The sequence below is a fragment of the Bradyrhizobium sp. 199 genome (genome assembly GCF_023073355.1).
GTDB lineage: Bacteria > Pseudomonadota > Alphaproteobacteria > Rhizobiales > Xanthobacteraceae > Bradyrhizobium.
Genome location: NZ_JADPJI010000005.1, coordinates 850,666 through 865,399, shown reverse-complemented (window position 1 = coordinate 865,399; position 14,734 = coordinate 850,666). Strand labels below are relative to the sequence as shown.

The 14,734-nt window shown below is 65.1% G+C and carries 14 protein-coding genes; 3 read left to right on the top strand and 11 right to left on the bottom strand.

Annotated features, from left to right (window positions below; genetic code table 11):
- Positions 1-52 precede the first annotated feature (52 nt).
- Positions 53-1,057: a dienelactone hydrolase family protein gene (locus tag IVB28_RS12495; RefSeq protein ID WP_247526477.1), complete on the top strand. Its 1,005-nt coding sequence runs from the start codon at positions 53-55 to the stop codon at positions 1,055-1,057.
- Positions 1,058-1,329: 272 nt separating this feature from the next.
- Here the strand turns inward: IVB28_RS12495 and blaOXA are convergent, their stop codons facing one another.
- From blaOXA to IVB28_RS12455, 8 genes are all read right to left on the bottom strand, one after another.
- Positions 1,330-2,148, bottom strand: a complete 819-nt coding sequence (gene blaOXA, locus IVB28_RS12490) for a class D beta-lactamase (RefSeq protein ID WP_247526476.1) — start codon at positions 2,146-2,148, stop codon at positions 1,330-1,332.
- 68 nt (positions 2,149-2,216) lie between these two features.
- Positions 2,217-2,480, bottom strand: a complete 264-nt coding sequence (locus IVB28_RS12485; protein WP_247314936.1) for an EscU/YscU/HrcU family type III secretion system export apparatus switch protein — start codon at positions 2,478-2,480, stop codon at positions 2,217-2,219.
- Positions 2,477-4,096 carry a flagellar hook-length control protein FliK gene (locus IVB28_RS12480; protein ID WP_247526475.1) on the bottom strand — a complete coding sequence of 540 codons (1,620 nt, stop codon included), beginning with the start codon at positions 4,094-4,096 and terminating at the stop codon, positions 2,477-2,479. The genes IVB28_RS12485 and IVB28_RS12480 overlap by 4 nt, the downstream gene beginning before the upstream one ends.
- A gap of 67 nt (positions 4,097-4,163) precedes the next feature.
- Positions 4,164-4,958, bottom strand: a complete 795-nt coding sequence (locus tag IVB28_RS12475; protein ID WP_247526474.1) for an ATP12 family protein — start codon at positions 4,956-4,958, stop codon at positions 4,164-4,166.
- Positions 4,959-5,160: 202 nt separating this feature from the next.
- Positions 5,161-6,390, bottom strand: coding sequence for an RluA family pseudouridine synthase (locus IVB28_RS12470; protein ID WP_247526473.1), 1,230 nt, complete (start codon positions 6,388-6,390; stop codon positions 5,161-5,163).
- A 57-nt stretch (positions 6,391-6,447) separates the two neighbouring features.
- On the bottom strand, positions 6,448-7,779 hold the full coding sequence (locus IVB28_RS12465) for a replication-associated recombination protein A (protein WP_247526472.1): 1,332 nt from the start codon (positions 7,777-7,779) through the stop codon (positions 6,448-6,450).
- Positions 7,776-9,182: a DegQ family serine endoprotease gene (locus IVB28_RS12460; protein WP_247526471.1), complete on the bottom strand. Its 1,407-nt coding sequence runs from the start codon at positions 9,180-9,182 to the stop codon at positions 7,776-7,778. The genes IVB28_RS12465 and IVB28_RS12460 overlap by 4 nt, the downstream gene beginning before the upstream one ends.
- Positions 9,183-9,327: 145 nt before the next feature.
- Positions 9,328-9,705, bottom strand: coding sequence for a helix-turn-helix domain-containing protein (locus IVB28_RS12455; protein ID WP_027564389.1), 378 nt, complete (start codon positions 9,703-9,705; stop codon positions 9,328-9,330).
- Between the two features lie 121 nt (positions 9,706-9,826).
- Here IVB28_RS12455 and IVB28_RS12450 point away from each other — a divergent pair, with 121 nt between their 5' ends.
- Positions 9,827-10,840 carry a zinc-binding alcohol dehydrogenase family protein gene (locus IVB28_RS12450; RefSeq protein ID WP_247526470.1) on the top strand — a complete coding sequence of 338 codons (1,014 nt, stop codon included), beginning with the start codon at positions 9,827-9,829 and terminating at the stop codon, positions 10,838-10,840.
- Between the two features lie 219 nt (positions 10,841-11,059).
- Here the strand turns inward: IVB28_RS12450 and IVB28_RS12445 are convergent, their stop codons facing one another.
- Complete coding sequence (locus IVB28_RS12445; RefSeq protein WP_247526469.1) at positions 11,060-11,848, bottom strand: SDR family oxidoreductase; 789 nt, start codon at positions 11,846-11,848, stop codon at positions 11,060-11,062.
- 200 nt (positions 11,849-12,048) lie between these two features.
- Between IVB28_RS12445 and IVB28_RS12440 the strand changes: the two genes are divergently transcribed.
- Positions 12,049-13,026, top strand: a complete 978-nt coding sequence (locus IVB28_RS12440) for a tripartite tricarboxylate transporter substrate binding protein (RefSeq protein ID WP_247526468.1) — start codon at positions 12,049-12,051, stop codon at positions 13,024-13,026.
- 82 nt (positions 13,027-13,108) lie between these two features.
- Here IVB28_RS12440 and rplQ read toward each other — a convergent pair whose 3' ends face one another.
- Positions 13,109-13,525, bottom strand: coding sequence for a 50S ribosomal protein L17 (gene rplQ, locus IVB28_RS12435; protein ID WP_247526467.1), 417 nt, complete (start codon positions 13,523-13,525; stop codon positions 13,109-13,111).
- 164 nt (positions 13,526-13,689) lie between these two features.
- A complete protein-coding gene (locus tag IVB28_RS12430; protein ID WP_247526466.1) occupies positions 13,690-14,721 on the bottom strand; it encodes a DNA-directed RNA polymerase subunit alpha in 1,032 nt (343 codons plus the stop codon).
- Between the last annotated feature and the right edge of the window lie 13 nt (positions 14,722-14,734).

Sequence of the window (14,734 nt, the reverse complement as noted above, 5' to 3'; positions counted from 1 at the left end):
TGACAGCGCGTGGACCCGTTGTTCTACTGACCAAAAACCAGGGGAGCATCCAATGGCCACGACATCGCGCGCCGTCGCAGCGTTGATCGCGCTGTGCGTTTCGAGCTCGTTTGCCGGAGGCGCAGCCGTCGCGCAGGCACTGCCCAAGGAAGTCGCCACCCGCGCCGAGATCTACCCGATCCCCTCGCTCACCCTCTCCGACCAGCAATTCCTCAGCGGCGATGCGGCAGCGGGCAAGCCGGTGACCGTGGCGGGCGAATTGCGCGTGGCCCAGGGCTCCGGCAAGCTTCCAGTCGTGGTGCTGATGCACGGCTCCAGCGGCGTCGGCGCCACCACCGAAGCCTGGGTGCACGCGTTCAATGCAATGGGCATTTCGACCTTCGTGATCGACGGTTTCACCGGCCGCGGGCTGACGGTGGTGGGACCGAACCAGGCGCTCCTTGGCCGGCTCAATCTGATCATCGACATCTACCGCTCGCTGGAAATCCTGGCGAAACACCCGCGCGTCGATCCGGACCGTATCGTGCTGATGGGCTTTTCACGCGGCGGACAGGCGACGCTCTATGCGAGCCTCGACCGCTTCCACAAGCTCTGGAACAAGTCCGGCATCCAGTTCGCCGCTTATATCCCGTTCTATCCGGACTGCTCGACGACGTACGTTGGCGATAGCGAGGTCACCGCACGCCCGATCCGCATCTTCCACGGCACACCGGATGACTACAATCCCGTGAGGAGTTGCAAGGCCTTCGTCGAGCGGCTCAAGACCGCCGGGCGCGACGTGATAATGACCGAATATCCTGATAGCGCGCACGGGTTCGACAGCGGCCTGCTCGGTATCAACACCGTGACCGTATCAGCCAACGCGCAGACCGTACGCAACTGCCACATCAGGGAAGGTGACGGCGGCGTGCTGATGAACGGCGATACCAACGCGCCCTTCACCTACAAGGATGCCTGCGTCGAGCTCAATCCGCATGTCGGCGGCAATCCGAAGACGGCCGCTGAAGCGCGCAAGGCTGTGGAGGAGTTTTTGCAGGTGTTGTTCAAGTTGGGCTGAGAGGCACCTCGGCCTTCACCGGTGCCGTAGGGCGGGCAAAGCGCAGCGTGCCCACGGATTGTAGCCCATCACAGAAAGATGGTGGGCCCGGCGCTTTGCGCCTTTGCCCACCCTACGGCATCTGCGCGGGCGCGCCACATGGCTGCCCAAACGCAGATACTCTTGGCGGGGCTAAAGCGCGATGCGATTAGGATGAATCGCAATCGCGCTTTAGGTTGTTGTTTAAGCATGATCTTTTCGGAAAACCGCTGCGCACTTTTCCGGATCATGCTCTAGATCGCGCCGATCTCGGCAAGGCACGCCTGCGTCAGCGGCATGCGCTCACTGATGTGGCGCGGCTCGCGGCAATCCATGTTGAGCGCGAACACCGTGTGCGCCTCGCCCTTCTCGGCCCAGCCGACCATCCAGCCGAGCGACGGCTCGCCGCGCTCTGCACCCAGCAGGCCCGACTTGGCGCGGATGACGCCGTCGCCCACCTTGGTCACCGGCAGGATGTCGGCGACGAGATCCTGGCTGCGCTTGCTGACCGGCAATGCGCGGCGACGCAGCCGATCGACGAAATCGATCTGCTCGACCGGATCGATGCGCAACGCCCCGGTGAGCCAGAACTGGTCGATGCCGCCGCCGATGTCGCGGTTGCCGTAGTCGAACTCGTCGACGTATTTTTGCATGCGCTCTTGCCCGATGCGCCGCGCGATCTCCTGATAGACCGGCACCGCACTCACGGCGATCGCGCTGCGCAGGGTGTGATCCTTGTTCCAGGCCTCGATCGAGCGCTTCACGCCGTCCCAGGCAAACACGTCCTTGTCGGGATCGGCGACCACGCCGGTCTCCAGCGCGATCAGCGAGTTCGCAATCTTGAAGGTCGAGGCCGGCAGCTTGCCCTCGCCCGAGCGCTCCTTGTCGCTGGCGATGACGAGATAGTCCTCGACCTTGTAGCCGACAAAGGTACCTGATGTGCCAAGGTCGGTGAAGCGCTTTGCCAGGCTGTCGCGGATCTCGTTGCGGGGCGGCGCGACGTGGGCGAGCGCGCGGGACGGCAGAGTGGCGGCTGCGGCGAGCAGGCCGAGGGTGGAACGGCGGGTGATCAAGAGCGATGTCCGTTGAACGATGAAGGTGACGGCTACAATGCCGCCGATATCTGGTCAAACGATGACGGCTAGCGTCCTCGTCCCGACAGCCGCAGCACGAATACCAGCACCTCCGCGACCGCCTTGTAGAGATCCGGCGGGATCTCCTCACCAAGCTCGACCTTGGACAGCGCGCCGGCCAAGACCTCGTTTTCCTCGATCGGAATGTCGTGGGCCTTGGCGATCTCGACGATCTTTTCGCCGATCGTGCCCCTGCCCTTGGCGACGACGACCGGCGCGTTGGTGCCCTTCTCGTAGTGCAGGGCGATCGCAAGCTTGGAGGGGTCGCTCATGTGGCGCGATCCAGGAAATGGCCGGCGCGGGCCGGTGCCGGCTGCGGCGGCGTGCCGTCGCGCACGATGATATCGCCGGGCTTGAGTTCGGCTCGCGTCAAAGCCTGATTGAGCTCACCGATTCCGGCGCGGAGCTGCTGCGCGGTCGCCGGCCGCTCCGCCCACATCCGCACGAAAGTCTTGTCGCCGTTCAGTGTGATCAGCGCATGCACCGGACCGGCCGGCTCGACATTGAGCGAAAAGCGCGCGCGCCAGGCTTGCTTGGCGGGATCGGCGGATTCGTTGCCGCCGTCACGCGAGATCTCGAATTGCGCCATCGCGGTGCCTTGCGGCGTCGCAAAGGGAATCTCGAAATTCCACTGCGGTACGGCCGGATCAACGCGGTGACCGCTGGCGTCAGCGCGATCGGGAAGCGAAGCGACCTGCAGCAGCGTCTGCCGCGCGATCGCGGCATCGGTGTCGTCGAGCAGGCGATGCACGGTCGCGGCAAGCGGCGTATCCGGCGCGAGCGATGGCGAAGCAATGGATTGCGGCGACGGCAGCGCGCCACGGAACGGCGGCGGTGTCGCGCGCGCCGCTGCCTCGAAGACATGGCCGTCGGGCACGGCTTTGTTGGAGCCGGGCACGTTGCCGGTCAGGCGGGGCAGGTTTTGCGTGACCTCCTGCAGGAAGCTCGCGGCAAGGCCGGCGGACATCAGCCGCGGCATCGCCGTTTGCGGCGCGTCGGCCGCCATGTCGGCCAGCACGGTGGCCGCCAGATTGGCGCTGCGCGGCATTTGCGGCTGCTGGGGGATTTCGGGTTCGATCGACGGCAATGCCGCCTGCGCGGCCTCACCTGCCGCCAGAGCGGACGCAGCGGCGACCTGCGGTGATCCCGCGGCGCTGGCGGGAAGCGCGGCGCCTTGCGCCTGCGACGCAGGTGACTCGAGCGTGGCCAAGGTCTGGCGCAGCACCAGCAATGCCGCCTTCAGGTCGGGCATCGTGCCGGAGGGCGGCGTCACGCCCGCGGCCAGTGACGCCTCCAAGAACAAGCCGGACTTCTGGAATGCGGACTCGACATCGGCGCCATCGAGCCCGGAATTGAGCGGCGTCTGCTGCGCCAATACGTCGAGCACCGCCTGCTTCAAGCCCGCGGGCAGATTGCTGCCGCTGACGACGGACGCCAGATTGGCGAACAGCGGCGCCTGGCTGCCCTGCTTCGTTGCGGCTTCGGCCGAGGCCAATGTCACTGCAACCTGTTCGGTCGGCGTCAGAGCAGTGCGTGCCGCATTGATCGACGGCGCAAGCGGCGGGCTCTCCACCAGCGAAGCCGCACGCGGCGTCAGCGTGATCTGGTCGGTGGCCGCCTCGCCTGCCCCGCCCAATACGGCGAGGCGGATGGTGCCCTCGTTCTGCGACACGGTCAGCTGGAGATTCTGGCCTGGCGTCAGCGATACGTCCGATATCACGTCCATCGAGAGGTTGGCGATCGCAATCCGCACCAGATTGTCGGCGAGCACGCTCACCACCCTGGCATCGACGACGCTGCCGGCCTGAAGCACGAGGTCAGGCGTCCCCGCATCGGCCGCGGGGCTGGCGGCACTGACGGGAGCGATGGAATTGACCGGCGTCGGCATCTCAGGGGGCCCAAGGGACACGGGAGGGAGCACGGCCCACCCTAACGCCGCCGTCGTAAACCTCTCGTTAAGGACCTTTGGCCGCGGGCACCTTCAAGGCCGCCAGAACCGCCACGGCGGCCTCGAAGTCCCGCAGGCGCGCGGCCCGACGGCTAGCTGCCTCCTCGTCCACGCCCCATTGGTCGACGTTCCAATCCTCATCGACATGGGCGGCGGCCCAGACCTGGCCGGCATCGCGCGCGCCATGCGCCAGCGCCAGCGCCAGCAGCGCGGAGCCGGTCAGGGTTGTCACCACATGGAGTGCGGCGACCGACCAGGCGTCACCGGGCAACGCGGCACGCGCGGCGTTCAGAGCCTCGTCGGGCTGCTTCACGTGCATGACGCCCTCGGAGAGGATGAAATGCGCACCCAACGTCTCCGCGGCCCAGAACAGCACGGGATCCCAATGCGCGGCCTCACGGGCGACCAGCCCCTCGGGATGGCCAGCACGATAGAACAGCAAATCGGATTCGAAGTATTTTGCGAGGTCGTCCCTGACGAGCTCGACGCGATCGACGACGCCTTCCACGACGCTGTTGGCGATCCGCGTCAGCGGCATGGTCACGGGATCGATCGTCTCCCGCTGGGCTGACCATTCCGCGGCCACCGCATCGGCTAGTCTGCGCGAGGGGATCACCACCTGACGGCCGGAAGGCGTGCGGATCGGCTTGCCATCGAGGGTGATGGCGTAGCCGCCTTCGACATCGGTGACGCCGGCGTCTTTGTAGAAGCGCTTGCGCTGCGGCGGGCGCGCGGCCCGCCGGATCGCGCCTTGCGGATCGGGCGGGGTCTGGCCCGCGGCTTCTTCGAACAATTCACGCATTTAGTTTCGGCCCTGGTCGCTGGATGCTAGGCTTTTAAGATAGGACCGGCGGCCGATAAAGCGAGCGGCTGGCATGAGGGAACTTGCGGGCATTGTGGCCGTGTTCGCCGGGCTTGGGCTGTGAGAGCGAACTCCCCTCACGCCGCCCTCTGGAATACTGAATCGCCCGCCTGCGCGGGCGATGACACGGGAGAATGTACCCCTACTCCTCCGGTGCGTTCTCGATCGGATCAAACCGGCTCGCATCGAGCCCAAGCAGATTCCACGACTGTTGCATGTGCTGCGGCAATGGCGCGGTGGCGTCGATCACGCCGCCGCGCGGATGCGGAATGACGATACGGCGCGCGAGCAAATGCAGCCGGTTTTGCAGGCCGCCTGGCAACTGCCAATTCTCGATGTTGAAATATTTGGGATCGCCGACGATGGGATGGCCGATATGTTCCATGTGGGCGCGCAGTTGGTGGGTGCGGCCCGTCACCGGCTTCAGCGAGACCCAGGTCAGCTTGTTGCCGGCGGTCTCGACCACCGCATAATAGGTCACCGCGTGGCTCGCACCCTCGTCGCCATGCTGGGCGATGCGCATGATGGTGTCGTCCTCGCTCTCTTCTTTGGCGAGGAAGGTCGAGATGCGGCCCTGCTTCGGCTTCGGCAGGCCAGGCACCAGCGCCCAATAGGTTTTTCGCGCCGACCGCGAACGGAATGCACCGGTCAAATGCGAGGCGGCAAAGCGGGTCTTGGCGACCAGGAGACAGCCCGACGTCTCGCGATCGATGCGGTGCACGAGGCGCGGCTTCTGACCCTTGGAATCGCGCATCACCTCCAGCATCTGGTCGATGTGCCGCGTCATGCCTGAGCCGCCCTGCACGGCGAGGCCGGCCGGCTTGTTCAGGACGAGAACGTCGTCGTCCTCGTAGATCGTCATTTCCTTCAGCGCGGCAAGCGTCTTTTGCGCTGCCTCCGACTGCGGATTGGGCGCCTTCGGCGTGTCGAGCTTCAGCGGCGGAATGCGGACGCTCTGGCCCTCCTCCAGGCGGTCCTTGCTGTCGACGCGCTTGCCGTCGACGCGCAGCTCGCCTTTGCGCACGACACGCTGGATGTGGGAGAACGACAGGCCGGGAAAGCGCGCTTCGAGGAAGCGATCGACCCGCATGTTGTTCTCGTCGGCCGTCACCTTGACGGTCTCCACCTTGGTCGGCAGCAGGACCTCGACGGGCTTGACTGGCTCGGGCTTTTCCTGCGCAAGCTTTTCCACTGCAGATTTGGGCGTGCGGCGCTCGGTGCGTTCAGAGGCAAACCGCGGCGGCTTAGCGCCCGGCTTCCCGCCCAGCCGCGGCCCTGCCTTCTTCGCGCTGCGCGCCTTCAACGGACGCGAATCGTCGCGCTCGTCACGCGAACGGGGCTTTGGGTTCATTCTCTTGATGCGGCGGCTCATGGCTGCCTGCCTAGCTCAAAAGCGGCCTCACGTCACGGCGAAATGGCGATTTTGGCTTCAGCCACCCCGCTCCTTCCGCAACTTCGCCCAATAATCCAGCCGCTTGCGGATCTCGCGCTCGAAACCGCGGTCGGGCGGGTCGTAGAAGGTCTGGCGGCCAAGGGCTTCCGGGAAGTAGTCCTGGCCGGAGAAGGCATCCGGCGTATCATGGTCGTATTCGTAAGATGCGCCGTAGCCTTCCGACTTCATCAGCTTGGTCGGGGAATTGAGGATGTGCTTTGGCGGCAGCAGCGAGCCGGCCTGCTTTGCGACCTGCATCGCCGTGCCGAAGGCGGTGTAGACCGCGTTCGATTTCGGTGCGGTGGCGAGATAGACCACGGCCTGCGCGATCGCGAGCTCGCCTTCGGGATGGCCGAGAAAGTCGAAGGCGTCCTTGGCCGCGTTGGCGATGACGAGCGCCTGCGGGTCGGCAAGCCCGATGTCCTCGACCGCCATGCGCACGACGCGGCGGGCCAGGAACAACGGATCCTCGCCGGCGTCCAGCATGCGCGCGAGATAGTACAGCGCCGCATCGGGATCGGAGCCGCGCACCGACTTGTGCAGCGCCGAGATCAGATTGTAGTGGCCATCGGCCGACTTGTCGTAGATCGGCGCACGGCGTTGGAGGATGTCCTGCAACTGCGCGGCGTTGAAAATCTCGTCCGCGCGCGCCGAGCGCCAGACCTCTTCGGCGAGCGTCAGCGCTGCCCGTCCGTCGCCGTCGGCCATGCGCACCAGCACGGCGCGCGCCTCTTCATCGAGCGGCAGCTTGCGGCCCTCGACCTCCTCGGCATGCGCGAACAGTTTCTCGATTGCGGCCGCATCGAGCGAGCGGAACACCAGCACGCGCGCGCGGGACAGAAGCGCCGCGTTGAGTTCGAACGACGGGTTCTCGGTGGTGGCGCCGACCATGACCACGGTGCCGTCTTCCATCACGGGCAGAAACGAATCCTGCTGGGCTCGGTTGAAGCGATGCACCTCGTCGACGAACAGAAGCGTGCCCTTGCCCATCTCGCGGCGGGCGCGCGCGGCTTCGAAGGCCTTCTTCAGATCGGCAACGCCGGAGAACACCGCGGAGATCTGCTCGAAATGCAAATCGGTGGCGTCCGCGAGCAATCGCGCGACCGTGGTCTTGCCGGTGCCGGGCGGGCCCCAGAACACCAGCGATCCCAGCGTGCGGGTCTCCAGCATGCGCGTCAGCGCCCCGTCGGGACCCAGAATGTGGTCCTGGCCGACGACCTCCGCCAGCGCGCGCGGGCGCAGACGGTCCGGCAGCGGATGCGGGGCGTCGTGGTCGAGCCCCGCCGCGGCGAAGAGAGTTGGTGTCTCCTGTGGTCGCTTCGGACTCATCCGCCCAGCGTGACGTTGATCTGCTGGCCGCCGCGCACCAGCGTGACGCGCCAGACCCGCGGGCGCTCGCCGGCCGCCTTTTCGAGGTCACCGGTCTTGCTGATCTTCTGGTTGTTGACCGCAAGGATGATGTCGCCCTTCTGGAAGCCGACATTCGCGGCTGCACTGTCGCCGCCGAGATCGGTGATCACGACACCCTCGGCATCGGCGTCAAGATGCAGCTCGTCGGCGACCGCCGGCGTGATCGTCGAGACCTTCGCGCCCTGGAACGGCGAGCGCGCCGTGACGACGAGTTCGTTGCGGCCCGTATCGGGTGCGGTCTCCAGGGCCACGGCCAGCTTGAGCGGCTTGCCACTGCGCTGCACGTCGATCTGCGCGGTGCCCCCGAGCGGACGGGTAGCGAAGCGATAGTCGAAAGCGTTGGGATCATCCACCGGCTGGCCATCGATCCCGGTGATGAGATCGGAGGATTTCAGGCCGGCCTTCGCCGCCGGGCCGTTCGAGACTACGCTCGCGACCAGCGCACCGGTCGGCGAACGAAGGCCCAGGCTCTCGGCGATCTCGGGCGTCACCGCCTGCAACTTTGCCCCGAGCCACGGCCGCTTCACCGCCTTGCCGCCGCTCTTGGCGGAGGCGACGACGACGCGGACCATGTTGGCAGGGATCGCAAAGCCGATTCCTTGCGAGCCGCCAGAGCGCGAATAGATCGCGGTGTTGATGCCGGCGAGCTTGCCGCTCATGTCGACCAGCGCGCCGCCGGAATTGCCGGGATTGATCGCAGCGTCAGTCTGGATGAAGAACTGGTAGTCGGTGATCCCGACCTGCGTGCGCGCGAGCGCCGAGATGATGCCGTGGGTCACGGTCTGGCCGACGCCGAAGGGATTGCCGATCGCGAGCACGACGTCACCAACCAGCAATTCGTCGGAGTTGGTGAAATCGAGGGTCGGGAACTTCTCCTTGGTGTCCTTCAGGCGGAGTACGGCGAGATCGGTGCGGGAATCCTTCAGCAGGATCTCCGCCTCGAACTCGCGCTTGTCCGACAGCGACACCTTTACCTGGTCCGCGCCCTCGATGACGTGCACGTTGGTGACGACGAGGCCGGAGGCATCGACGATGACGCCTGAGCCCAGCGAGCGCTGCATCTGCTCGGGCTGCTGGCCGGGCACGCCGAAGAAGCGGCGGAAGATGGGGTCATCGAGCAGCGGGTTGCGGTTTTGCACCACCTTGGCGGCATAGACGTTGACCACGGCCGGCTGCACCCGCTGCACGATCGGCGCATAGGACAGCCGCAGCTCGGCCGGAGAGGACGGGACGCGGCGGTCCTGCGCCGCAGCCGGATTGAAGTGGGCGAAAAAGCCTATGCACAATGCTGCGACGGCGGCGGTCCAGGTCGTTCGAAACATTCCTACCTCTTGGAAAAGACGCCGGAATATAGGCGCGTTCGCCGCTCAATAGAAGGGCGCCGGGCGGCAATTCGGTGCCCTTCCAGGGTGTCCTGGATGCAAGCTCCGCGAGAGGTACCGGCCGGCACCGTCTCCTCTCAACTCACTACGCCGCGCGCTTCGGCTTCTTCACGACCACCGGCGGCGGCGCACAGGACAATCGCTGCTGATGACTTTCGCCCCAGGCCTTCAGTATATCGATCACCGGCTTGAGGCTCTCGCCGAGTTCGGAGAGGCAATATTCCACCCGGGGCGGCACCTCGGCATAGACCTTACGAATGACGAGCTTGTCCTCCTCCAGCGCGCGAAGCTGTTTTGTGAGCATGCGCTGGGTGATGCCGGGCATCCGGCGGCGCAATTCGCCGAAGCGCTGCGTGCCGCTCTGCAGGTGATAGAGGATCACGCCCTTCCACTTGCCGTCGATCAGGTCCAGCGTCGCCTCGACCGAGCAGCCGGGACGACGGGCAAAGTCGCGCCGTTTCATGCGTGTTTTTCCAATAGTATCCAGACAGGGACTATATCCCCGAATTTACAGTACTTGCTAAATCGGAGCCATAGCGACAGTTAAGACGGCAGGCGAGCAAGCCATCTGATGGAGACAAACGATGAAGGCCGTCGGTTACAAGAAATCGCTTCCCATCGAGGACGCGGATTCGCTGATCGATTTCGAGACCCCCAAGCCAGCTCCCGGGGGACGCGACATCCGCGTCGCCGTGAAGGCGATCTCGGCCAATCCGGTCGATTACAAGGTGCGCAAGCGCGCTGCCCCGCCCGAGGGCGAGACCAAGATTTTGGGTTATGACGCGGCCGGCGTGGTCGATGCAGTCGGGCCCGAGGTCACGTTGTTCAAGCCGGGCGACGAGGTGTTTTACGCCGGCTCGATCCTGCGCCAGGGCACCAATGCCGAATTCCATCTGGTCGACGAGCGCATCGTCGGCAACAAGCCGAAGAGCCTGTCTTTCGCGCAGGCCGCCGCTCTTCCCCTCACCTCCATCACCGCCTGGGAACTGCTGTTCGACCGGCTCGGCGCGGTGCCGGCCAAGAGCGTCGATCCACGCACGCTGCTGATCACGGGCGGCGCCGGCGGCGTCGGCTCGATCCTGATCCAGCTCGCGCGCCGCCTCACCGGCCTCACGGTGCTCGCGACCGCGACACGGCCGGAGTCGCAGAAATGGTGCCTCGATCGCGGCGCCCACGCGGTGATCGACCACGGCAAGCCGATGAAGGAGCAGATCGAAAAGCTCAAGCTGCCGCCGGTCGCGCTGGTGGCGAGCCTGACCTTCACCGACCAGCACTACAAGGCAATCGCCGAGTTCATGGCGCCGCAGGGCAGGTTCGGCCTGATCGACGATCCCCCTGAGTTCACGGTTGCAGCCTTCAAGGGCAAGGCGATCTCGGTGCACTGGGAATCGATGTTCACGCGCTCCTCGTTCCAGACGCCGGACATGATCGCGCAGCATCATCTGCTTAACGACGTCGCCGACCTCATCGACAAGGGCGTCTTGCGCACAACGCTCGACCAGACCTTCGGCACGATCAACGCCGCCAACCTCAAGCGCGCGCATGCGCTGCTCGAAAGCGGCAAGTCGCGCGGCAAGATCGTTCTGGAGGGGTGGTAGGCAAAGTCGCAGGGTGGACAACGACGCTTGCGCCGTGCCCACCATCTTCGACGCGCGCGGCAGACGTGGTGGGCACGCTTCCGCCTTCGCTCTCCGAGCTACGGCGGACAAGCCGCTTTGGCCACCCTACGGCAGCTGCGATTGAACCGCGCCCTCGACGAATAGCAGTCGCCGCTCCAGCGCCGTCTGCCGCAGCTTGATAGGCTGTCATACACGGCCTCATGCGATCGTGTTGACGATGCCGCCTTCTGCGCGCAGCGCTGCGCCGTTGGTGGCGGACGCCTGCTTCGAGGCCACGTAGACGACCATATTGGCGATCTCGTCGACGCTGGCGAAGCGCTGGATCAGAGAGCTCGGCCGGTGCTGCTTGACGAAATTGGCGGCGGCTTCGTCCGCCGATTGGCCGTTTTGCTTCGCGAGATCCTTCACGAAGGTCTCGACGCCCTCCGACATGGTCGGGCCCGGCAGCACGGAATTGACGGTGACGCCGGTGCCGCGGGTGAGCTGCGCGAGGCCCCGCGCGACCGACAGCTGGGCCGTCTTGCTCATACCGTAGTGGATCATCTCGACGGGAATGTTGAGCCCGGACTCCGAGGAAATGAAGACGATGCGGCCCCAATTGCGCTTGAGCATGCCTTTCATGTAGGCCCGCGACAGCCGCACGCCGCTCATGACGTTGACCTCGAAGAAACGGCTCCAGTCCTCGTCGGGGATGTCGAAAAAGTCCTTCGGCTCGAAGATGCCGGCATTGTTGATGAGGATATCGACATCGGGCAGCGCCGCAACGAGTGCCTTGCAGCCTGCCGCGGTCGAGACGTCGGCCGCGATGCCGCGCACCTTGGCGCCCGTCCCTTCGAGCTTACGTACGGCGGCATCGACCTTGTCCTGGCCGCGGCCGTTGATCACGATGCTGGCGCCTGACGCGGCGAGGCCCTTGGCAATGGCGTGGCCGATGCCGGCGGTCGAGCCCGTAACCAGCGCAGTTTTCCCGGAAAGGTCGATGTTCATGTAGTATCTCCATCAGATCGATGACGGGATATCGGGCGCGGTGGACCGGGTCGCAATCGGCGCTCACCAATCAGTGAGACGATCGGGAGCTGTTCCGACAGCAATCTGGATCTCACGCTCCCCTCGGCCGCAGGTGGAATGATTATTGCTAAAGCAGACCCGGGCATCTTTGCTGATGCGAACGCGGGAAGGACCAAGGGATGAAGAGAACGGCCCTCACTGTTGCGCTCGGGTTGCTCGGCCTGATGGGAGGCAACTCGCTCGCGCCGGCGCAACCGGTCTATCCGGAAAAATCGTTGCAATTGATCGTCCCCTTCCCGCCGGGTGGCGCCTCCGACGTCGTCGCGCGCATCATCGGCGGCGAACTGGAGACGCGGCTCCGAAAGCCGGTGATCATCATGAACCGTCCGGGCGGCGGCACCACGATCGCGGCCAAGGAAGCCGCGCGCGCGGCGCCCGACGGGTACACCCTGTTCTTCAGCTCGAACTCGAGCTTCACGCTGCCGGCGGCCGTGAAGGAAAGCGTGCCCTACGACGCCGCCAAGGATTTCGAGCCGCTCGGCCAGGTCGGCAAGATCACGCTGGCGCTGGTCACCTACCAGGACAACCCGATCAAGGACGTGGCTGCGCTCGTCGCCGAGGCGAAGGCCAATCCCGACAAGCTGTCGCTTGCGTCCTTTGGCGTCGCGACCGTCTCGCATTTTGCCGGCGAGCTGTTCAAATCGGCCGCCGGGATCAAGATGGTCCACCTGCCCTACAAGGGCAGCGCGCCGGCCATGAACGACCTCATTGGCAAGCACATCCAGTACCACGTTGACACGGTGATCGCCGTCAAGCCGCAGATCGAAGCCGGCACCGTCCGCGTGCTCGCCGTGTTCTCGGCCAAGCGCACGCCTTTCCTGCCCGACGTGCCGACGCTCGCCGAGTTCGGCTACGGCAACATCGATTTCGCCTCATGGGGCGCCGTGGTCGCTCCCAAGGGCCTGGCGCCGGCCATTCACGACAAGCTTTCGGCGACCCTGGAGGAGACGATCAACAATCCCTCCGTGGCCGGGCGCTTCGCCAAGGTCGGCTTCGAGCCCGGCTTCGCGCGTTACAGCGATTGGGCGGGCGCGATCGGCAAGGAGACCGGCGAAATGAAGGAGATCGCGCAAAAGGCAGGGATCAAGGAAGAATAATCCGGCGGATATTAACCTGCCCCGAAAACCCAAAAAAGCGGCGCCCGAGGGCGCCGCTTTCAATTCACATGCGCTGAGTGGCTTACGCCGCCTCGGCTTCCTTTTCTTGCACCGGACCGGAATCCTGGCCCTTGGCATCGACGTCGCGATCGACGAACTCGATCACGGCCATCGCGGCGTTGTCGCCGTAGCGGAAGCCGGCCTTGATGATGCGGGTGTAGCCGCCCTGGCGATCCTTGTAGCGGGGTGCCAACACGTCGAACAGCTTCCTGACCTGATCCTTGTCGCGCATCTCGGAGATCGCCTGGCGGCGCAACGCGAGGCCACCCTTCTTGCCGAGCGTAACCAGCTTCTCGACGATCGGGCGCAATTCCTTCGCCTTCGGCAGCGTGGTGACGATCTGCTCGTGCTTGATCAGCGCGGCGCACATGTTGGCGAACATCGCGCGGCGATGCTCGGCAGTGCGGTTGAGCTTCCGATGAACCTTGCCGTGACGCATGTGTGTAGTCCTTACTTAAAACTGCCGCGACGGTTCGTCGGACATGTTGCTCAGGTGGGCTGCCTGCGTTCGCCCTGTCAGTCATTCCGGACGGCGCGAAGCGACGATCCGAAGTCTCGAGATCCCGGAGTTGGCTCTGCGAGCCGCCCCGGAATGACGAATGCTTAGTAGTGATCCTCGAAGCGCTTAGCGAGCTCGTCGATGTTCTCCGGCGGCCAGCCCGGCACTTCCATGCCGAGATGCAGACCCATCTGAGCCAGCACTTCCTTGATCTCGTTGAGCGACTTGCGGCCGAAGTTCGGGGTGCGGAGCATTTCCGCTTCGCTCTTCTGCACGAGATCGCCGATGTAGACGATGTTGTCGTTCTTCAAGCAGTTGGCCGAACGCACCGACAGCTCGAGCTCGTCCACCTTCTTGAGGAAGGCCGGGTTGAAGGCGAGGTCCGGGATGATCTCCTGGGCGACTTCCTTGCGCGGCTCTTCGAAGTTGACGAACACGTTGAGCTGATCCTGCAGGATGCGCGCAGCGTAGGCCACGGAATCATCCGGCGTCAGCGCACCGTTGGTCTCGATCGTCATGGTCAGCTTGTCGTAGTCGAGGATCTGGCCCTCGCGGGTGTTCTCGACCTTGTAGGAGACCTTGCGGACCGGCGAGTACAGGCTGTCGACCGGGATAAGGCCGATCGGCGCGTCCTCGGGACGATTGCGCTCGGCAGGCACGTAGCCTTTGCCGGTGGCAACCGTGAACTCCATGCGGATCTCGGCGCCCTCGTCGAGCGTGCAGATCTGCAGGTCCGGGTTGAGCACGACGACGTCGCCGACGGTCTGGATGTCGCCGGCGGTGACGACGCCGGGGCCGGACTTCTTCACGACCATGCGCTTGGGGCCTTCGCCCTGCATCCTGATCGAGATGTCCTTGATGTTGAGCACGATGTCGGTGACGTCCTCACGAACGCCCGCGATCGAGGAGAACTCGTGCAGTACGCCGTCGATATGCACCGACTGCACCGCTGCGCCCTGCAGCGAGGACAGCAGGATGCGGCGCAGCGCATTGCCGAGCGTCTGGCCGAAGCCGCGCTCGAGCGGTTCGGCGACGATGGTCGCGAAACGGGCCGGATCGCCGCCGGGCTGTACCTGGAGCTTGTTCGGCCGAATCAGTTCTTGCCAATTTTTCTGGATCGTCACTGTTTCACCCATACAGGCCAGTCAA